Annotated in this window: 18 protein-coding genes; 7 read left to right on the top strand and 11 right to left on the bottom strand. The window is 64.6% G+C overall.

Features of this window, described 5'->3' with window-relative positions; genetic code table 11:
• Positions 1 to 82 precede the first annotated feature (82 nt).
• Positions 83 to 2,398 (top strand): molybdopterin-dependent oxidoreductase, encoded by a 2,316-nt coding sequence (locus G7047_RS24890; protein WP_166311033.1) that lies wholly within the window; start codon positions 83 to 85, stop codon positions 2,396 to 2,398.
• Between the two features lie 284 nt (positions 2,399 to 2,682).
• Here G7047_RS24890 and glcF read toward each other — a convergent pair whose 3' ends face one another.
• From glcF to G7047_RS24855, 7 genes are all read right to left on the bottom strand, one after another.
• Complete coding sequence (gene glcF / locus G7047_RS24885) at positions 2,683 to 3,930, bottom strand: glycolate oxidase subunit GlcF (protein WP_166311031.1); 1,248 nt, start codon at positions 3,928 to 3,930, stop codon at positions 2,683 to 2,685.
• A 60-nt stretch (positions 3,931 to 3,990) separates the two neighbouring features.
• Positions 3,991 to 5,121 (bottom strand): glycolate oxidase subunit GlcE, encoded by a 1,131-nt coding sequence (glcE, locus tag G7047_RS24880; RefSeq protein WP_166311029.1) that lies wholly within the window; start codon positions 5,119 to 5,121, stop codon positions 3,991 to 3,993.
• A gap of 113 nt (positions 5,122 to 5,234) precedes the next feature.
• Complete coding sequence (locus G7047_RS24875) at positions 5,235 to 5,744, bottom strand: hypothetical protein (protein ID WP_166311027.1); 510 nt, start codon at positions 5,742 to 5,744, stop codon at positions 5,235 to 5,237.
• Between the two features lie 21 nt (positions 5,745 to 5,765).
• The gene (locus tag G7047_RS24870; protein WP_166311025.1) at positions 5,766 to 6,731 is read right to left on the bottom strand and encodes an SMP-30/gluconolactonase/LRE family protein; all 966 of its coding nucleotides are present in this window, start codon (positions 6,729 to 6,731) and stop codon (positions 5,766 to 5,768) included.
• A 371-nt stretch (positions 6,732 to 7,102) separates the two neighbouring features.
• The gene (gene amt / locus G7047_RS24865) at positions 7,103 to 8,521 is read right to left on the bottom strand and encodes an ammonium transporter (protein ID WP_166311023.1); all 1,419 of its coding nucleotides are present in this window, start codon (positions 8,519 to 8,521) and stop codon (positions 7,103 to 7,105) included.
• Between the two features lie 47 nt (positions 8,522 to 8,568).
• The gene (locus G7047_RS24860; RefSeq protein ID WP_166311021.1) at positions 8,569 to 8,907 is read right to left on the bottom strand and encodes a P-II family nitrogen regulator; all 339 of its coding nucleotides are present in this window, start codon (positions 8,905 to 8,907) and stop codon (positions 8,569 to 8,571) included.
• 61 nt (positions 8,908 to 8,968) lie between these two features.
• Entirely contained in the window at positions 8,969 to 9,697 is a 729-nt protein-coding gene (locus tag G7047_RS24855; protein ID WP_166311019.1) for a TorF family putative porin, read from the bottom strand.
• Positions 9,698 to 9,917: 220 nt separating this feature from the next.
• Between G7047_RS24855 and G7047_RS24850 the strand changes: the two genes are divergently transcribed.
• From G7047_RS24850 to G7047_RS24840, 3 genes are all read left to right on the top strand, one after another.
• Positions 9,918 to 11,471 carry a YifB family Mg chelatase-like AAA ATPase gene (locus G7047_RS24850; protein WP_166311017.1) on the top strand — a complete coding sequence of 518 codons (1,554 nt, stop codon included), beginning with the start codon at positions 9,918 to 9,920 and terminating at the stop codon, positions 11,469 to 11,471.
• 109 nt (positions 11,472 to 11,580) lie between these two features.
• A complete protein-coding gene (locus tag G7047_RS24845) occupies positions 11,581 to 12,459 on the top strand; it encodes an SDR family NAD(P)-dependent oxidoreductase (RefSeq protein ID WP_166311015.1) in 879 nt (292 codons plus the stop codon).
• A 120-nt stretch (positions 12,460 to 12,579) separates the two neighbouring features.
• Complete coding sequence (locus G7047_RS24840) at positions 12,580 to 13,305, top strand: PadR family transcriptional regulator (protein ID WP_205904672.1); 726 nt, start codon at positions 12,580 to 12,582, stop codon at positions 13,303 to 13,305.
• 13 nt (positions 13,306 to 13,318) lie between these two features.
• Here the strand turns inward: G7047_RS24840 and G7047_RS24835 are convergent, their stop codons facing one another.
• The 4 genes from G7047_RS24835 to G7047_RS24820 all read right to left on the bottom strand — a co-directional run bounded on the left by G7047_RS24835 (position 13,319) and on the right by G7047_RS24820 (position 17,335).
• Positions 13,319 to 14,056, bottom strand: coding sequence for an ABC transporter ATP-binding protein (locus tag G7047_RS24835; protein ID WP_166312252.1), 738 nt, complete (start codon positions 14,054 to 14,056; stop codon positions 13,319 to 13,321).
• 5 nt (positions 14,057 to 14,061) lie between these two features.
• On the bottom strand, positions 14,062 to 14,832 hold the full coding sequence (locus tag G7047_RS24830) for an ABC transporter ATP-binding protein (RefSeq protein WP_166311013.1): 771 nt from the start codon (positions 14,830 to 14,832) through the stop codon (positions 14,062 to 14,064).
• Positions 14,829 to 16,727, bottom strand: coding sequence for an ABC transporter permease (locus G7047_RS24825; protein ID WP_166311011.1), 1,899 nt, complete (start codon positions 16,725 to 16,727; stop codon positions 14,829 to 14,831). Before G7047_RS24825 ends, G7047_RS24830 begins: the two co-directional genes overlap by 4 nt.
• 77 nt (positions 16,728 to 16,804) lie before the next feature.
• Positions 16,805 to 17,335, bottom strand: a complete 531-nt coding sequence (locus G7047_RS24820; protein WP_166311009.1) for a MarR family winged helix-turn-helix transcriptional regulator — start codon at positions 17,333 to 17,335, stop codon at positions 16,805 to 16,807.
• A gap of 132 nt (positions 17,336 to 17,467) precedes the next feature.
• Between G7047_RS24820 and badH the strand changes: the two genes are divergently transcribed.
• The 3 genes from badH to aliB are packed head-to-tail and all read left to right on the top strand — an operon-like array spanning position 17,468 to position 20,240.
• Positions 17,468 to 18,235, top strand: coding sequence for a 2-hydroxycyclohexanecarboxyl-CoA dehydrogenase (gene badH, locus G7047_RS24815; RefSeq protein WP_166311007.1), 768 nt, complete (start codon positions 17,468 to 17,470; stop codon positions 18,233 to 18,235).
• Positions 18,236 to 18,272: 37 nt separating this feature from the next.
• Entirely contained in the window at positions 18,273 to 19,055 is a 783-nt protein-coding gene (gene badI / locus G7047_RS24810; protein ID WP_166311005.1) for a 2-ketocyclohexanecarboxyl-CoA hydrolase, read from the top strand.
• A 36-nt stretch (positions 19,056 to 19,091) separates the two neighbouring features.
• A complete protein-coding gene (gene aliB / locus G7047_RS24805) occupies positions 19,092 to 20,240 on the top strand; it encodes a cyclohexanecarboxyl-CoA dehydrogenase (protein ID WP_166311003.1) in 1,149 nt (382 codons plus the stop codon).
• Positions 20,241 to 20,272 lie beyond the last annotated feature (32 nt).

The raw sequence follows: 20,272 nt of genomic DNA, 5'->3' as shown, positions 1-20,272 counted from the left end.
GGGCCAATCTGCAGAAATAGCCAATCCGTCCTATGCTGTGCTTCGACTTTTGCGATAAATGCAACAAGGAGCCACGCAGCCCATGCAGCCCAGCGAGACAACAAGAGCCCAGCCGGAAATGAAGCCCCACAGCGCGCATTGGGGCGCGTTTTCCGCCGCCTGGGACGGCACCGAACTCAAGGTGCAACCGCACCCGCGCGACCCGGACCCCAACCCGATCATCGACAACCTGGTCGACGCGCTGCGCCACCCGGTGCGCATCGCGCGGCCCATGGTGCGCAAGGGCTGGCTCGAGAACGGCCCCGGCCCCGATGCACGGCGCGGCAGCGATGACCATGTCGAGATGGACTGGGACGAGGTGCTCAGCCGCCTCGCGAGCGAACTCAGGCGCATGCAGCAAACGCACGGCTGCGAGGCGATCTTTGGCGGCTCATACGGATGGTCGAGCGCCGGTCGCTTTCACCACGCGCAAAGTCAGGTCCACCGCTTTCTGAACACCACGCTCGGTGGCTATGTGCGCTCGGTCAACACCTACAGCGCAGGCGCGGCCGTACCGCTGCTGCCGCATGTGATCGGCCCGATGGAGCAGGTGGCTCGCCAGAACGTAACGCTCGAGCAACTGGCCGAGCACACCGACGTCGTGCTCGCGTTCGGCGGCATGGCGCTGAAGAATTCGCGCGTGGCCTCAGGCGGCGTGAGCCAGCACAAGGAGCGCGGCGCGATGGAAGCCGCAGCCAAACGCGGCTGCCGCTTCATCAACATCAGCCCGCTGCGCGACGACCTGCCCGCCGAAATCAACGCTGAATGGATCGCGCCCGTGCCGATGACCGACACCGCGCTGATGCTCGCCATCGTCCACCAGCTCTGGCTGGACAACACGCTGGACCGCGACTTCATCGCGCGGTATTGCGACGGCTGGAACACTTTTGAAGACTACCTGCTCGGCCGCAGCGATGGCATCGCCAAGAGCTGCGCCTGGGCCGCGCGCATCTGCGATGTGCCCGAGCAGCGCATCACCGAACTCGCCCGCTCGCTGGTCGGCAAGCGCGTGCTCGTCACCGTCTCGCACTCGCTGCAACGCTCCGAACATGGCGAACAACCCGTGTGGATGGGCGCGGTACTGGCGGCAGCACTCGGCCAGCTTGGCCTGCCCGGCGGCGGCTACAACTACGCGCTCGGCACGCTCGCGCACTACGGTCGGCGCAACAACGCCTGGCCCGTCGCCTCGCTCCCGCAGGGCAGCAACAGCGTCAAGGCCTTCATCCCCGTGGCGCGCATCGCCGACATGCTGCTGCACCCCGGCGAGCCCTTCGACTACGACGGCCAGCGCATGCCGTATCCGCACATCCGCCTTGCGTATTGGGCGGGAGGCAATCCCTTCCACCATCACCAGGACCTGCGCCGCCTCTCGCGCGCCTTCCAGACGCTGGACACCTTCATCGTCAACGAAAGCGTCTGGACCGCCACCGCACGCCACGCCGACATCGTCCTGCCCACCACGCTCACGCTGGAACGCGACGACATCGGCGCCACCCCCACCGACCCCTTGGTGATCGCGATGAAACGCATCGCCGAACCCTACGGCGAATCGCGCGACGACTACCGCATCTTCAGCGACCTCGCCGAACGCCTCGGAAAACGCGAAGCCTTCACCGAAGGCCGCGACGCCCGCCAATGGCTCGCCCACCTCTACGAACACGCGCGCCGAGGCCTCGAAAAAGCAGGACAACAACCCGCGCCGAGCTTCGAAGAATTCTGGGCCCAAGGCGAACTCCTGATCCCCCAACTCCCCGACGACGGCGGCCTGCTGCGCGCCTTCCGAAGCGACCCCGAAGGCACGCCCCTTCCCACACCCAGCGGCAAGGTCCAGCTCGCATCAACCACCATCGCGAGCTTCGGCTACCCAGATTGCCCCGGCCACCCCGCCCACCTGCCGCCGCAACACGCACCCACCAAAGAACACCCGCTCTGGCTCGTCGCCAACCAGCCCTACACCAAGCTCCACAGCCAACTCGACTTCGGCCGCTACAGCATGGAGAACAAACGCCAGGGCCGAGAAATCTGCCGCCTGCACCCAGACACAGCCGCAGCGCGCGAAATTAAAGAGGGCGACATCATCCAACTGCACAACGAACTGGGCGCCTGCCTCGCCAGCGCCCACCTGAGTGAAGATGTCCGCAAAGACGTAATCCAACTCCCCACCGGCGCCTGGTACGACCCAAGACCCGACGAGAAACACGGCGTCATCTGCGTACACGGCAACCCCAACATCGTCACCAGAGACTTGGGGACATCCGCACTGGGACAGGGCTGCGCAGGACAGATCAGCACCGTGCAAGTCGAGCGATACGACGAGCCCCTCCCACCCATCAGAGCCTTCGATCCTCCAGCGATCTAAAAACCGGCACGAGCGCAGCGAAGTGCCGTATGCACCTCTTCTAGACTGATTTCCGGCGGTTGTTAGAGCGGAGTGACGAAGGAACGCAGCGAGTTCCGCCGGATGACTTCAAAAGCGCGTTTTTGATTACTTTTTGCGCGCAAGCAAAAAGTAATTGCCCCGCCGGGGGCAGTCCCGGCCTCCGTAAGCAACGCCCCAACAAAAGCAAAAAAAGAAAACCAGCCCCCACCCCAGCCCTCCCCCGCAAGCGAGAGAGAGTAAGACAAGAACAAGGGCCAGAGCGCTCAGCTCAAAAGAGCCTCATCCAACACCTCAACCCAGTGCCGCACAGCCACCCCTGTCCCGCTTTGCAAATGCGTAATACACCCCACATTGCTGGACAAAATCAACGCAGGCTTCTCCCCCCCACAAGCCTCATCCAAAGCCGCGAGCTTACGCTCCCGCAACGTCTTGGACAGCTCTGGTTGCAAGATCGAATAAGTCCCCGCAGACCCGCAGCACAGATGCGATTCGGTGCGTGATACCAGCATCTGAAAACCAAGTTTGGCGAGATCGCGCTCGACCACGCCTTTGAGCTTCTGCGCATGTTGCAGCGTGCATGGCGGGTGATACGCGAGCTTGCCCTGTGGCTTCACGCGGCCCTGCAGTTTCTCGGCCAGCTCGGGCAGCATCGCAGGCAGCAGCTCGGTCAGATCGCGTGCGATGGCGCTGATACGTTTCGCCTTCTCGGCATAGGCCTTGTCGTCCTTCAACGCATGTGCGTAATCCTTGACCATGGCGCTGCAGCCCGAGGCGTTCACCACGATGTGTTCGACCTGACCGGACGATACCATCGGCCACCACGCATCGATGTTGGCGCGCATTTGCACGCGCCCGCCATCCTGGTCATTCAGGTGAAACTTCACCGCGCCGCAACAGCCCGCGTTGCCCGCGATGACGGTCTGGACGCCCGCAGCGTCGAGCACGCGCGCCGTCGCATAGTTGATATTGGGAAGCATCGCAGGCTGAACGCAGCCCGCGAGCAGCAGCACCTTGCGCGCATGCTCGCGCGTGGGCCATGCGCCGTGTTCAGTCTTGGGAGGCACCTTGGCCTGAAGGCTTTCGGGCAGCAGGCCGCGCACCGCCTGACCGAGCTTCATCGCAGGCGCGAACAGCGGCGACGGAATGCCTTCCTTCAAGGCCCAGCGCTTCAAACGCTCGGCCGCCGGACGCGGCACTTTCTCATCGACCACCTGACGACCGATGTCGAGCAGATGGCCGTATTGCACGCCGCTCGGGCAGGTGCTCTCGCAGTTGCGGCAGGTCAGGCACCGGTCCAGATGCTCCTGCGTGGCGCGCGTCGGCTGCTTGCCTTCGAGCACTTGCTTGATCAGATAAATGCGGCCACGCGGGCCGTCGAGCTCGTCGCCGAGCGTCTGGTATGTGGGGCAGGTGGCGGTGCAGAAACCGCAGTGCACGCACTTGCGCAGAATGGCCTCGGCCTCCTGCCCGTGCGGGGTGTTCTTGTACTCGGGAGCTAGCTGTGTTTGCATGGCTTGCTTCGCTGATTCTGTCTGTCGTGGTCTGGGGACTGTCGTCCGGGATCGGTGGCCTCAGCCGCCAATGCCCATGCGATGCGGTTGGAAGAAGACGCCCGCCGGATCGAAGGCCTCCTTGAGTCGTCGACTGATGGCCTGCAATGCCGCATCCTGCCTCGGCGCCTTGCCCTCCAGATGCGGCGCCGCGCCCGCGCGGAACAGCGCCGCGTGGCCGCCCACCGCCTGCGCCGCCGCCTGCAACGCATCGCCCGCGTCCATGGGCGCATGCACCCAACGCAGCGCGCCCTGCCATTCGACGAGCGGTGCCGCCGCGCCCTGCGGCAGGGTCAGCACCGGCGCGGTCTGCGGAACGGAAAGTCGCCACAGGGCGTGCTCCGTCTGCGCCGCGCCATCAACGAACCACGGTAGTTGGTGATCACGGCAAGCATCCCAGTCGGCGGCCACATCCGCGCCATCGTGGCGCTCGCCGCCCATGCTCACGCACGCGGCTTCCACCGCAGCGCGCGCGCCGCGCAGTCGCACATAAAGCTGGCCCCGGCCACCATCCTGCACCCAGCAACTCGCGTTGAGTGGCAAGGGCTGCCCTCCCCAGGCATGCAGCCGCGCGAGCGCGCTGGCTTGATTGCATTCAAAAGTCAGCGTCGTCTCGGCCACCGGCACCGGCAGCACCTTGAGGCTGACCTCGGTGATCACGCCCAGCGTGCCCCACGATCCGGCCATCAGGCGCGACACGTCGTAGCCCGCGACGTTCTTCATCACCTGCCCGCCGAAGCGCAGCAGCTCGCCCTTGCCGTTGATGATCTCGATGCCGAGCACATAGTCGCGCACGGCCCCCACGCTCGCACGCGCCGGGCCCGAAAGGCCGCATGCCACCATGCCGCCGACCGTGCCGCCCACGGTAAACCGTGGCGGCTCGAACGGCAAGCACTGGCCACGCGAGGCGAGTTCGGCCTCGAGCTCGGCCAGCGGCGTACCCGTGCGGACGGTCACGACCAGCTCGCTGGGCTCGTAATCGACCACGCCGACATAACCGCGCATGTCGAGCCGCTCCGCATGGCCGGACGCCGCCGAGGCGCCGCCCACAAAGTCCTTGGTGCCACCGCCGCGGATGCGCAGGGCGTGGCCCGAGTGCGCACTCTCGCGCACACGTTCGATGATCGGGGAAAGAAGCGCTGCAGATTCCATGCCGGGATGGTAGCGCCCAAGCCCGTCAAACGCCGCGCGGGGTTTGTGATTTTTTTGAAAAGCAGATGTGAGCGAATTGGCGATCCGCCCTGAACTGGAAGCCTCAGCTCAGCTCAACGTCGCGCCCGGCGCAGATCCTCGCGCAGCATGTTGAGCGCCAGATCCAGCTCCCGCATGAAATAGTTGCGCGTCACCTTGCCCCGCGCCAGCCCGCGCTCCTGCGCAACATAGACCGGCTGCGTGGCAGCTTCGTTCGCCTTCTCGCGCAGCACATTGATGGTGACAAAAGTATCGGTGCGCCTCGCCTCCCCCTTGGCCGCGCCGAACTGGATCAACAAGGTGGCCGCCGCGCCGCGATCCCCGGGCGCCAGCGCCGAATCGTCAACCACCCGCACCCCCACATCCCGCAGATAAACCGCAGTGCGCCGCGCAATCAGCGCAGACGTCACCCCGGCGGCAGCGGCGGCCTCGTCCAACTCGGGATCGAGCAGCACCACGGCCTTCAAGCCATGCAGCGCCTGCAGATCCCGATTCGTGATGTCCCTAGAGGCAAAAGCGGACGTCGCGCCCGCCAACAGCATCAACGCCAGAACGCTCTTCTTCAACCAACTGAAAACCTGCATATCCACCTCCCGGAAATCCGCTCAAACACCGATCTCGCACCACTGCACCGGCAAGCCTTTGACGTCCGAGGCGCGGTACAGCATCTGCCCCGAAGCAGGCAACCGTGCAATTTCTTCCACCAAACGACCGTGCCGCGCAGAAGAAACAAACAACCAAGTATCGTCGGAAGGCCCGCCCAGACATGGCATGGTCGGGCATTGCACGGGCACCGCCAACTCGGCAAGCAGGACTCCATCGGGTGAAAACTGCAGCACCCGCGCGCCTTCATACATCGCGCACCAGTAGTTGCCTTCCGCATCCACCGTCGCCCCGTCCGGCCGCCCGCCATAGCCCGCCATGCCCGGCTGCCAACCCGCAGGTTTGTGCACAAACGCATGAAATTCACGCGGAGCACCCACCGGCTCCAGGCGCGCATCACAGTCCCACACCCGGATCGCATGCGCGGGCGTATCGCTCCAATACATGCGATCCCCGTCCGGCGACCAAGCCAGCCCATTGGCCGTGGCCACGCCGTCGAGCATCAGACGAACGGACGATTCGGAAGCCGAGCGGAGATCCACGCAATACAAACCCGCCACCGGCTGACGCGGCCCACTGGCGGGTTCATGCACCGTACCCACCCAGAGGCGCCCCAACGCATCGCACTTGCCATCATTCGCCCGCTGCGAAGCGGCATCCACAGGCAATCGCGCCACCTCTCGCAACGCCCCACCCCAGGCAGCCGCATGGCAGATCCGATCCCGCAGCGCCACCACCAGCCCCGCAGCCACTCCTCCCGCCCGCGCAGGCGCAATGCACCCCGGCTCGGAAGGCATATCCCAGCGCTCAACCTGCGCATCACCCGGACGCCAACGCAACAGCGCGCGACCCGCGATATCGACCCAGTAGAGACGCGCTTCGAGTGGATGCCAAAACGGCGATTCGCTCAAAGCAGCCACAGAGCCCGGCACGGCATTCCATGGATCAAAAGACAGAGGAATGTTCATACAAACATTATTCCCCACCTCGAGCGCGAAGCAGCGAGCAAGAGCACGAGCGAAGCAAAGTGCCGAACGCACCTCTTCAAATCACTTTTGCGGCAAGCTGTTTGAACGGAGAGTCCGAAGGACTCGCAGAGAGTTTTGCCGCATGCCTTCAAAGCGCGTTTTTGATTACTTTTTGCGCGCCGAGCAAAAAGTGATTGCCCCGCCGGGGGCAGTCCCGGCCTCCACACTCAACAACACAGCAGAAGCCAAAAAACAAAAAAGAAGGCCCGCAAACTGCGGGCCCAATCGTCGGAGGATAACAACTCGCCTATCTAAAATTTTGAAGGCAAGGAAATTCGCGCCACCACACGAATCCCCCACCAACACCACGCTCAACGGTGATAAGCCGTTTCGCCGTGCGAAGTGATGTCCAGACCTTCGCGCTCTGCTTCTTCGCTGACACGCAGACCCACGACCAGATCGGCCACCTTGTACGCAATGAACGCCACCACGCCAGACCACACGATGGTGAAGACCACGCTTTTGATCTGCACCCACACTTGGTGACCCATCGCGAAGTCGGCTGGCTGCACGCCGCCCAGGCTGGGCGCAGCGAACACGCCGGTCAGGATCGCGCCGACGATACCGCCCACGCCATGCACACCGAACGCGTCGAATGCGTCGTCGGCCTTGAGCATGCGCTTCAGACCACCCACACCCCAGAGGCAGACGATGCCGCAGATCAGACCGATCACGATGGAGCCCATCGGACCGACGAAACCGGCTGCAGGCGTCACGCCCACCAGACCCGCAACGGCACCGGATGCGGCACCCAACATCGAAGCCTTGCCCTTGTGCAGTGCTTCACCGGCAATCCAGGACAGCGTCGCAGCAGCAGTGGCCAGAACCGTGTTCACGAAAGCCAGACCAGCGATGGCGTTGGCGGCACCGGCGGAACCGGCGTTGAAACCGAACCAGCCCACCCACAGCAGCGATGCGCCGACCATGGTCAATGTCAGGGAGTGAGGCGTGAACGCTTCCTTGCCGAAACCCACGCGCTTGCCCACCATGTAGGCACCGACCAAACCGGCGATACCGGCGTTGATGTGCACCACGGTGCCACCAGCGAAATCGAGCGCGCCGTCAGCCGCCAGCAGACCGCCGCCCCAAACGATGTGCGCCATCGGCAGATAGCTGAAGGTGAACCAGATGGCCGAGAAGATCAGCACGGCAGCAAACTTGGCACGTTCGGCAAAGGCACCCACGATCAGCGCTACGGTGATGGCGGCGAACGTGCCCTGGAAGGCGACGAACACGTATTCGGGGATCGTCGTCAGCGCGCCGAAGGACTCGAGATTCACGCCCTTGAGGAACAGCTTGTCGAAACCGCCAATGAACTTGCCCTCACCCGCGAACGCCAGGCTGTAGCCGTAGACGGCCCACAGAATGGAGATCAGCGAGAAGATCACGAACACCTGCATCAACACGGACAGCATGTTCTTGGAGCGACCGAGACCACCGTAGAACAGCGCCAGACCCGGGATGATCATCAGGATCACGAGCAGCGTGGAGGTCAGCATCCAGGCGGTGTCGCCCGAATCGATCTTGGGTACCGGCGCAGGTGCTGCAGCCGGAGCAGCGGCATCAGCGGCGGGGGCTGCTGCTGCAGGCGCAGCGGCGGCGGAGGTATCGGCTGGTGCCGCTGCGGTGGCGGCCACCGGCTCGGACGCTGCAGGAGCCTGAGCCAGTGCAGCCGAACCACCGGCCAGCAGACTGAACCCCAGAAGGAATGAAGCAAGCAGTTTTTTCATGGCAGAACTTCTTGGTGAATCTTGGTAAGGGACGAGCTTGTGCCCGCTCAGAGCGCCTCGTTGCCGGTCTCGCCGGTGCGGATGCGGATGACTTGCTCCAGGGGCGAGACAAAGATCTTGCCGTCGCCGATCTTGCCGGTGCGGGCAGCCGCCTCGATGGCCTCGATGGCACGCTCGACGATGGCATCGTCGAGCGCCGCTTCGATCTTCACCTTGGGCAGAAAATCGACGACGTATTCAGCGCCGCGATACAGCTCCGTGTGTCCCTTTTGACGACCAAAGCCTTTCACCTCGGTCACCGTGATGCCTTGCACGCCGATTTCGGAAAGCGCTTCGCGCACTTCATCGAGCTTGAAGGGTTTGATGATTGCAGTCACCATTTTCATTTGCTGATCCTCCGAACAGGGCGCGCAAGGCGCCCGCTGACTGAATGGAATAATGCTTGTTTTAAAGGGTCTTGGTGATCGACACGATCAGGCGTGCCTTGTTCGCATCACCGAAGTAGCCCTTCTTCGTTGCCCCCTGGATGGCGCCATTGAGCACCAGACCAGAGCCGAAGTCATACGCCGCGCCCACGCTGTAGTCGACATAGTTGGGCACGCCCAGATCCTTGATGTCACTGGCAAAGCGGGTATAGCCCACTGCAGCCTTGAGCGTGGTGCTCGGTGCGATCTCCTGAGCGAAGGCCACGTTCAGATAGCCGGTATTGCGGCCCTTGTTGTCCGAGGACTTGGCTCCGGCCCAGCCGAAGTAGTCCTTCGAAATGGTGTGCGAGTACTTGACCGTTACAGGACCCCAAGTGCCAGCGCCGTAGAGCTCGGTGGTGTTGCCGTGGCTGTTGCCGGGATACACATAGGTCAGTGCGCCCACGTCCCAATCCAGATCGGCCGCCTTGAACTTGTAGCCGCCGTAGAAGTCCATTTCGATGGAGTTGCCCGAAAGCCAATCCACGCTGGAGTTCCAGTTGCCGATGTAGAAGCCGCTTTCGCCAAACGTGTAGTCAAAGCCGCCCTGAATCGCCGGATTCACGGCCTTGATGCGGTTGACGTCCTGATCCTGCCCACGGAACTTGTAGTTGGTCGTCAGGGCCACATTGGCGGTGAGCTGGGCGCTGGCCAGAACAGGAGCAGCGGCGACGAGGGCAACGATCAGAGACTTCAGGGGAACGCGATGCATGATTTCTCCAGGTAGTACAAGTTGTGAAATGGGTAGTTACACCTTTCAAAGCACGGACCGTGCCACCGTGAAAAACCTGTGTTTTATTGAGGTATCTGCACCGAAAATGTTGATCACAGGCAGTTACACACCTGATCTCCCTGCAATTCGCACCATATTGGTGCCAAAGTAGCCGGTTTTGCGCGTCTTGTCGCGCACCTCACTGGGGAGTGCCAACAGCATGAGTCTCGCTTTAGTGCAAAGCCGCGCCCTCACGGGTCTGCAGGCCATGCCGGTCACCGTGGAGGTGCATCTGGCCAACGGGCTTCCGAGCTTCACACTGGTGGGTCTGGCCGATGTCGAGGTGAAGGAAGCGCGCGAACGGGTGCGCTCGGCGCTGCAGAACTCGGGGCTCGAATTTCCGGGCAACAAGAAGATCACCGTGAACCTCGCGCCCGCCGATCTGCCCAAGGATTCGGGACGCTTCGATCTGCCGATCGCCATGGGCATTCTCGCGGCCAGTGGGCAGATCGACGGCAGCCGCTTCACGGGCTACGAGTTCGCGGGCGAGCTGTCGTTGTCGGGCGCATTGCGGCCGGTGCGCGGCGCGCTCGCCACGGGCCTGGCGATCCGCGCGCAATCGTCCCACGCGCCCGACCTGCGGCAGGTGCTGCCACCCGGCAGCGCCGAAGAAGCCGCGCTCGTGCCCGATGCACATATCTACCGTGCGGAGCATCTGCTTGATGTCGTCCAGCACTTTCTGCCCGCCGACGCACAGACGCGTGCCAATGGTGAAGCCGACGCCCCCGCGCTGCAGCTCATGCGCCCGCGCAACACCGCACCGCAGGAAACCGGCCCCGACCTCGCCGATGTGAAAGGCCAGATCGCCGCCAAGCGCGCCATGGAGATCGCCGCCGCCGGGATGCACGGCATGCTGTTCGTCGGCCCTCCGGGATCGGGCAAGTCCATGCTCGCGCAGCGCTTTGCGGGCCTGCTGCCTCCAATGACGCTTGAGCAGGCGCTGGAGAGCGCCGCCATCGCCAGCCTCGCGGGTCGCTTCACGCCCGAGGAATGGATGCGGCGGCGCACCAGCCATCCGCACCACACCTGCAGCGCGGTCGCGCTGGTGGGCGGGGGATCGCCACCCCGGCCCGGTGAAATCTCGCTCGCGCACGAGGGCGTGCTGTTTCTCGACGAGTTTCCCGAGTTCACCCGCAACGCGCTGGAGGCGCTGCGCGAGCCGCTCGAGACCGGCACCATCACCATCTCGCGCGCGGCGCAGCGCGCGGAATTCCCAGCTCGATTTACTCTGGTCGCTGCCATGAATCCCTGCCCCTGCGGCTATCTCGGCTCGCAGCAGCGCCACTGCCGTTGCTCGCCCGAGCAGATCGCGCGCTATCAGGCCAAGCTCAGCGGGCCGCTGCTCGACCGCATCGACCTGCATGTCGAAGTGCCCGCCCTGCCGCCCGAGGAGCTGATCAACGCCCCCGCAGGCGAGAGCACCGCCGCCATGCGCGAGCGCATCACGCAGGCGGCCACCCGCGCCCTCGCGCGCCAGGGCTGCGCCAACCAGCGCTTACAAGGGCGCGACATCGACCAGCATGCGCAGCTCGACGACGCCGCCGCGCGCTTTCTGCAAACCGCCGCCACGCGGCTCGGCTGGTCGGCGCGCAGCACGCACCGCGCGCTGAAAGTGGCACGCACGATTGCCGATCTCGCGGGCAGCGACCATATCAGCGCCGCCCACATCGCCGAGGCCATGCAGTACCGGCGCGGGCCCTCCGCCATGAAGTGACCGCAGCACCGCATCGGTCACTCCGGTAGTCCCTTCAGACGATTTCCCGTGTGTCGCCGCTCACAAGAATCGGGCGCATACATGCAACCCGAGCGAAGGAGACACCGCCATGCACCCGATCACCAACAACAAACCACCACTCGTCTGCGTCGTCACCGGAGCCAGCAGGGGCATAGGCCGGGGCATTGCACTCGCGCTCGGTGCAGCGGGCGCAACGGTCTATGTGACGGGCCGCAGCCAGCGCGAGGGCGATGCGCCGCTGCCCGGCACCGTGTTCCAGACGGCTGACGATGTGAGTGCGGCGGGCGGGCGCGGCATCGCCGTGGTCTGCGACCATGCGCGCGACGAGCAGGTGCAGGCGCTGTTCGAGCGCGTGCGCCGCGAGCAGGACGGGCGGCTCGACATCCTCGTGAACAGCGCCATCGCCCTGCCCGACACGCTGGTGGACAGCGGCCCGTTCTGGGACAAGCCGCTCGCCATGACCTCGCTGCTCGACGTGGGTCTGCGCTCCGCCTACGTCGCGAGTTGGTTCGCGGCCGAGCTGCTGATCCGCTCGCGCGGTTTGATCGCCAATATTTCGTCTGCCGGAGGGCGCTGCTACATGCACGGCCCGGCCTATGGCGCGGGGAAGGCGGGCATCGACAAGATGTCCTTCGACATGGCGCACGACTTCCGCCCCAGGGGCGTGAGCGTGGTGTCGCTCTGGCCCGGTCTGGTGCGCACCGAGCGCACGCTCGACGTCTGTGCAAAGGAGCCCGGCAAATACGGCAACGCGCTCGACCACGCCGAATCCCCTCAGTTCGCGGGCCGCGTCGTGCTCGCGCTGCATGCCGATCCCGACTGCCTCGCGCGGCGCTCGGGCGGCGTGTTCTACAACGCCGAACTCGCCGCCGAATACGGCCTGCGCGACACCGACGGCGCGGCCCCGCCCTCGCACCGCAGGTACTTTGGCGATCCGCCGACGTATTCGGCCACCGTGGTGGAGTGAACCGCCAACGACACTGACGCCGCTCGACATTTCTTTACACGGCAAACGGCCTCAAGTGAATTGACAAAGATATTTCCAAGATATATCTTGGCAACATCGTAAATTACTTGGAGCATTTCAATGCATCACTTTTTTGGAGACCGTGAAGGTCGCGGAGATCAAGGCGGTCGCGGTGGCCGGGGCCGTGGTTTTGGAGGTCGTCGCGGCGACGCATCGCACTTCAGCCCTGAGCACGAGGCCATGCGTGCGCGCATCGCCTTCATCCGTCGCGGCATGATGGAAGACGAGTTCGGCGGCGGCGGTGGTCGCGATGAACGCGGTGCTCGCAGGGGCGGACGTGACGAACATGGCGGCCACGGTGGTCGCGGCGGACGTCGCGAGCGGCTGTTCGAATCGGGCGATCTCAAGGTTCTGATCCTGCACCTGCTCGCACAGCAGGAGCCGCGCCACGGCTACGAGATCATCAAGGCCATTGGCCAACTCGCGGGTGACGACTACAGCCCCAGCCCCGGCGCGATCTACCCGACGCTCACCTTCCTTGAAGAAACCGGCAGCATCGCCATCGTCGATCCGCAGGACGCCCGCAAGCGCTACGTGATCACCGACGAGGGCCGCAAGGAATTGGCCGCTCAGGCCAGCGCGGCGGACCGCACGCTCAAGCGCCTGCAGATGCACCAGCTGCGCTCGCGCGAACAACGCCCGGCCGAGCTCGTGCGCGCCACGGAAAACCTGCGCACCTCGCTGCGCCTGAAGTTGGGCGATGCCGGTGCGAATGCCGACCGCGAACTGTTGGAAAAAATCGCCGCAATTCTGGATCGCGCTGCGGTGGACATCGGTCGGCTTTGAGTCGCACAGCGACTCAAACGCCCAGGTATTGCTTGCGTACCTGAGCATCCGAGGCCAGTTCGTGCATCGTCGATTGGTGCACGATCTGGCCTTTTTCCAATATGAACGCGCGGTCGGCGACGACCTGCGCGAACGGCAGGTTCTGCTCGCTGAGCAGAATACCCACGCCCTGGCGCTTGAGCTCCAGAATCGAGCGCGCCATCTGCTCGACGATCAGCGGTGCCACGCCTTCCGAGGGCTCGTCGAGCAACACCAGATATGGCTGACCCATGAGCGTGCGCGCGACGGTCAGCATCTGCTGCTCGCCGCCGCTCATCGCGCCGCCGGGGCGATCAGGCATCTCGCCAAGATTGGGGAAGAGCTGAAACAGCGACTCGGGCGTCCAACGCAACACGGGGGTGCCGTCGGGCCACTGGCGCGGCTTCTGGCGGCCGACCTCGAGGTTTTCTAGCACCGTGAGTTCGGTGAAGATGCGCCGGTCCTCGGGCACGAAACCGAGGCCGCGCTGCGCGATCTGGTGCGACGCCTTGCGCGAGATGTCCTCGCCCATGAAGCGGATCACGCCCTCGCGTCGGTCCACCAGCGCAGCAATCGACTTGAGCGTCGTCGACTTGCCCGCGCCATTGCGGCCCATGAGTGCGACCACCTCGCCTCGCCGCACGGACAGCGCCACGTCGAACAGGATCTGCGCCGCGCCGTACCAAGCATTGAGGCCGCTCACGTCAAGCAACAGATCGGTATGGGTTTTCATCTCGCTCATGCGCTTTTCTCCAGCACCAGACCGGTTCCAAGATAGGCCTGCTGCACGCGCTCGTCATCGCGGATCTGCTGCGGCGTGCCTTCGGCGAGCAGCTTGCCACGCACCAGCACGGCCACGCGGTCGGCTTGGCCAAACACCACGTCCATGCTGTGCTCGGTGAACAGCACGCCCATCTGGTGCTCCTGCGCGATGCGGCGCGTGAGCTGCATGAGCGCCACGCGTTCGGCAGGCGCCATGCCCGCCGTGGGCTCGTCCATCAGCAGCAGTCTGGGTGCATGCGCCAGCGCCATGGCGAGTTCCACGCGCTTCACGTCGCCGTAGGCCAGCTCGCTGCAGGCACGCGCCGCCTGTTCGCCCATGTCCACGCTCTCCAGCAAGGCCAGCGCATCGGCGCGTCGATGCGAACTGGCGCGCGGCCAGAATTGCCAGATGCGCCGGTCGGCCGACAACAGTGCCATCTGTACGTTCTCAATCACGGTGAACGACGCAAAGGTCTGCGCAATCTGGAACGTGCGCCCCACGCCCTTGCGCCAGATCTGGCGCGGCGCCAGCCCTGCGATGTTCTCGCCGCCGAGCAGCACACGGCCACTGTCGGGCGCGAGCTGGCCACCCACCATGTTGAAAGTGGTCGTTTTGCCCGCGCCGTTTGGCCCGATCAGCGCAAGCAGCTCGCCCGCGCGCACCGAGAACGACACCTCGCGCACCGCCCTCACACCGCCAAAGGATTTGGAGAGCTGCTCGATCTGCAGCAATGCGACGCCGCTCACGCGCGCACCTCCTTGCGAGCAGCCTTTCGTGCGAACAGCAACTGCGCGAATCCCGCAATGCCCTGCGGAAACAGCAGCACCAGCGCCAACATGATCACGCCGAGCAGGCCGCGCCAATACTCGGTGTTGCGCGCCACCGTGTCGTGCAGCCAGGTAAACGCCGCAGCGCCCACCACTGGCCCGGCCAGCGTCTGCACACCGCCGAGCAGCACCATCACCAGCGCATCGACCGATTTGGTGATCGACATGGCATCGGGCGCGACGCTGCCTTTGGAAAACACGAACAGCGCCCCCGCTAGCCCCGCGAACAATCCGGCGATCACGAAGGCCGTCCACTGCACGCGCCGCACGTCGATGCCGATGGCGTCTGCGCGCAAGGCCGAATCGCGACCCGCGCGCAGCGCAAAACCCAGCGGCGAAAACAGCATGCGGCGCAGCGCATAGACGCCTACCGCGCACACCGCAAGCGCCAGCCAGTAGAACGCCGCGCCGTGCGCCGCCCATTCAGAAGGCCACACGCCCGTGAGCCCGTTGCTGCCGCCCGTGAAGTCATCCCACTGGAACACGATGGCCCAGCTGATCTGTGCAAACGCGAGCGTGAGCATCGTGAGATACACGCCCGACAGCCGCACGCAGAACCACCCATAGAGCAGCGCCCCGGCAGCCGCCACGAGCGGGCCGAGCACCAGCGCTGCCTCCATCGGCAACGCAAGCTGGCGCACCAGCAACGCCGCCCCGTATGCGCCGAGACCGAAATATGCCGCATGACCGAACGAATGCATGCCGCCCGGCCCGAGAATGAAATGCAAGCTGGCCGCGAACAGCGCGGCAATCGCCATGTCGGTGAGCAGCACGACCGCATAGCTCTCCTGCCCCACCACGAGCGGCAGGCCGAGCAGCATCAGCAGCAGCGCGATCCATGCCGCCGTCGCACCATGCCCCGCCGTGCGCAGCGGCGCCTCGATGGCCGCCGCATTGCGCGCCAGCGATTGCGGCTTGCCCATCAGCCCCCAGGGCCGCCAGACCAGCACCGCAGCCATCACCAGAAACTCGACCACCAGCGTGAGCTTGGAAAACGAAATCTCCACCCCACCGATCTCCTGCAGTCCCAGCCAGATGCACACCGCCTTGATCTCGGCAATCACCAGCGCCGCGACGAACGCGCCCGGAATGCTGCCCATGCCGCCTACCACGACCACGACAAACGCCGCGCCAATCGTCAGCATGTCCATCTCCAGACTCGCCGGCTCGCGCGGCAACTGCAGCGCACCGCCCAGCCCTGCAAGCAAGGTACCCAGCGCAAACACCGCCGTGAACAGCCACGCCTGATTCACCCCGAGCGCGCCCACCATCTCGCGATCCTGCGTGGCAGCGCGCACCAGCGTGCCAAAGCGCGTCTTCGTGAGCAGCAGATGCAACAGCAGCAGCACGATGGGCCCCACCGCGATCAGCAACAGGTCATAGCTCGGAAACTGCCGCCCGAGAATCTCCACCGCGCCATCCAGCCCCTCGGCACGCGGCCCGAACAACTCCTCCGGCCCCCAGATCCACAGCGCCGCGTCCTTGATCACCAGCACCAGCGCAAACGTGGCGAGCAACTGGAACAGCTCCGGAACGCCATAAATACGCCGCAGCAGCAGGATTTCGGTGAGCGCCCCCAGCACCCCACAGGCCAGCGGCGCCAGCAGCAGCGCGGGCCAGAAGCCGATGTGCGGCGCAAGAATGTCCACACTCGAATAGGCGATGAACGCGCCCAGCATGTAGAACGAGCCATGCGCAAAGTTGATGCAGCGCGTGACCCCGAAGATCAGCGACAGCCCCACGGACACCAGAAACAGCGACGACGCGCTGGCAAGGCCATTGAGCAGCTGCGCGAGCAGGCCGAACGCGCTCATGCGGGGAAGCTCCTGCGACGATTCACTTGGCGGTTTCCTTGGGTTGCGGGAAGGATCGGATGTGCGAAGCCGCGATGTTACTTGGCCTGTGCGGTTTCGTTGGCCTCGCCGTCGTCATCCGCCCCGCTGGACTGGTCGATGGTCTGCATGTTGTCGAGCAGCTTGAGCAGGTAGTGCAGCAGATGCGCGCGGTCGCCCACCGAGAACTCCGCCAGCGCCTGATCGTAGTAGCGCTGGATATTGGCCTGCGCTTCCTCGCGCCAGATGCGCCCGCCCGTCTCGGTCATGCGCACCAGCCGCGAGCGGCGGTCCAGCGGATCGGCCACCAGTTCCACATGACCGTCACGCTCCATGCGCCCGACGAGGCCCGAAAGATTCTGCCGGCTCACCATCAGATAGCGCGCCAGCTCCCCCACTCCCATGCCGCGCTCGGTGCCGCGCCGCGAGAGCGCGCCCAGCACCGCCCACTGCTGCGTGGTCAGCCCCTGCTCCTCCACCGCTCGACTGCCGGTTTTATGCAACATATTTGCACATTGATAGAGTTTGAAGAAAATGCGATTGGCCAACTCATGTTCGGCCACCTGGGTCTTTTCTTTAGGGTTATCCATGGTAACTCGTTTCAATTTTGGAATTGTCGACGACGGCTGACAGGTCTAATATATATGACAACATATTTACTTAAATAACCGATTCAACATCTGCCGCCACAACCATGGCGGCAGACACACTCAGGAGCTCACATGCACGGACTGAAAGGCAAAACCATCATTGTGACGGGCGGCGGCGGCGGCATCGGCGGCGCGACCTGCGAACGTCTCGCGCAGGAAGGCGCGAACGTGGCGGTGCTGGACCGCGACCTCAGCGCCGCGCAGAAGACACTGGAACGCCTTCGGCCAAGCGGTGGCAAGGGCGTGGCGCTCGCCTGTGACATCACCGACCGCGCGGCCGTCGATGCGGCGTTGCAGGTCGTCGAGAAGCAGCTCGGCCCGATCGACGTGCTGGTCAACAACGCGGGCTGGGACATCTTCAAGCCCTTCACCCAGACCAACGCGCAGGAATGGGAACGGCTGATCGCCATCAACCTCGTCGGCGCACTGCACATGCACCACGCCGTGCTGCCCGGCATGGTCGCGCGCAAGGCGGGGCGCATCGTCAACATCGCCTCCGACGCGGCCCGCGTGGGCTCGTCAGGCGAGGCCGTCTACGCCGCCTGCAAGGGCGGACTGGTGTCGTTCTCCAAGACCATTGCGCGCGAGCATGCGCGCCACGGCATCACCGTGAACGTGGTCTGCCCAGGACCCACGGAAACCGCGTTGTTCGCCGATTTCGCCGACGCCGCGCCCAACCCCGAGAAGCTGCGCGAGGCCTTCACCAGAGCCATTCCGCTCGGCCGCCTTGGCATGGCGCAAGACTTGGTCGGTGCCATCAGCTTCTTCGCCAGCGACGACTCCGCATTCATCACCGGGCAGGTGCTCAGCGTCTCGGGCGGCCTGACCATGAACGGCTGATCATTCCAATCATTCCACCCACCTACGGAGAACACAGATGAATTTCGAAGACATCCTTTACGAAGTACGCAACGGCGTGGCATGGATCACCATCAATCGTCCCGACAAGATGAATGCGTTTCGCGGTACCACCTGCGATGAGCTCATCAAGGCTTTGAACAAGGCGGGCTATGACCGCTCGGTGGGCTGCATCGTGCTCGCTGGCGCGGGCGAAAAGGCCTTCTGCACCGGTGGCGACCAGTCGGCGCACGATGGCAACTACGACGGGCGCGGCACCATCGGCCTGCCCATGGAGGAGCTGCACACCGCACTGCGCGACGTACCCAAACCCGTGATCGCACGCGTGCAGGGTTACGCCATCGGCGGCGGCAATGTGCTGTGCACGATCTGCGATCTGACGATCTGCTCCGAGAAAGCGGTGTTCGGCCAGGTGGGGCCGAAGATGGGCTCGGTTGATCCCGGTTACGGCACGGCCTTTCTCGCCCGCGTGGTCGGCGAGAAGAAGGCGCGCGAGATCTGGTATCTCAACCGGCGCTACAGCGGGCAGGAAGCCGTCGCCATGGGTCTGGCCAACATCTGCGTACCCCCTGAAAAACTCGACGAGACCGTGCAGCAATGGGCCGAGGAAATCAGCGAGCGCAGCCCCACCGCGATTGCGATCGCCAAGCGCAGCTTCAACATGGACACCGCACACCAGGCCGGCATCGCAGGCATGGGCATGTATGCGCTCAAGCTCTACTACGACACCGACGAATCGCGCGAAGGCGTGGCGGCGCTCAAGGAGAAGCGCAAGCCCGAATTCCGCGAATACGCCAAGTGACGCCGTCATCAACGTCATCACCCAGCAGAGGCCGCGATGAATCCCTATCTCAACGAAGATCTGCAGACGCTCGCCGAACACGCCAAGCGCTTTGCCACAGGCCGGGTCGCACCGGGATTTCAGGAGCGCGACCGCACGCGCGTGCTCGACCGCGAGCTGATGCGCGAGATGGGGCAGATGGGCTTCATCGCGCCAGAGCTGCCCGAAGCGGTCGGCGGACAGGGCATGGGCTGCCTTGCCGCCGGAGTGATCCACGAGGCCATTGCGGAGGCCGATCTGTCAATCAGCTACATCAACCTGCTGGCCTCACTCAACGGGCAGATTCTTGCGGAGCACGGCCAGCCCCACGTCGCGCAGCCATGGCTTGAGAGGCTCACGCAGGGCGACGCTCTGATCGCCATTGCGCTGACCGAACCACGCGGCGGATCGGACGCCGCCAACCTGCGCCTACGGGTGGAGCGCGTGGGGGACGAGTATGTGATCAACGGCGAGAAAACCTCGATCTCCGCCGCCGATCAGGCCGATGCGGTGATCGTCTTCGGCCGCACCGGCAGCATCGAATCCAGCGCACATGGAGTGACCGCGCTGCTCGTGCCTTGCGATGCGCCAGGCCTCACCCGCAGCCGCTTCGATTGTCACGGCCAGCGCGCCATTGGTCGCGGCTCGCTGTTCTTCGAGAACGTGCGCGTGCCCGTTGATCATCGCCTCGGCGAAGAGAACAAGGGCTTTGTGCAGGTCATGCAGGGCTTTGATTTTTCGCGCGCACTGATCGGCCTGCAGGTGCTCAGCGTGGCACGCGCATCGCTCGACGAGAGCTGGGAATATGCGGCGCAGCGCGAAGCCTTCGGCCAGCCCCTCAGCGCATTCCAGGGCGTCAGCCATCCGCTGGCGGATTTCGACACACAAGTGACCGCCGCGCGCCTCCTGTGCCTGCAGGCGCTGTGGCTCAAGGACCACCGCCTGCCGCACAGCGCCGAAGCGGCCATGTGCAAATGGTGGGCGCCCAAGCTCGCCTACGACGCCATCCACCAGTGCCTGCTCACGCACGGGCATGGCGGCTACGACAGAGGAATCATCGAGCAGCGCCTGCGCGATGTGCTTGGTTTCCAGATTGGCGACGGCACGGCCCAGATCATGAAGACCATCATCGCCCGCACTCGTGCTGGAAGAAAAGCGGTGCGGTGAGCGAAAGCGTTCCCTAGATTCACAAAGAGGAG

This window comes from Diaphorobacter sp. HDW4A, assembly GCF_011305995.1.
Taxonomy (GTDB): domain Bacteria; phylum Pseudomonadota; class Gammaproteobacteria; order Burkholderiales; family Burkholderiaceae_C; genus Diaphorobacter_A.
The sequence above is the reverse complement of the archived record's forward strand: the minus strand, read 5'-3'. Positions and strand labels throughout refer to the sequence as shown.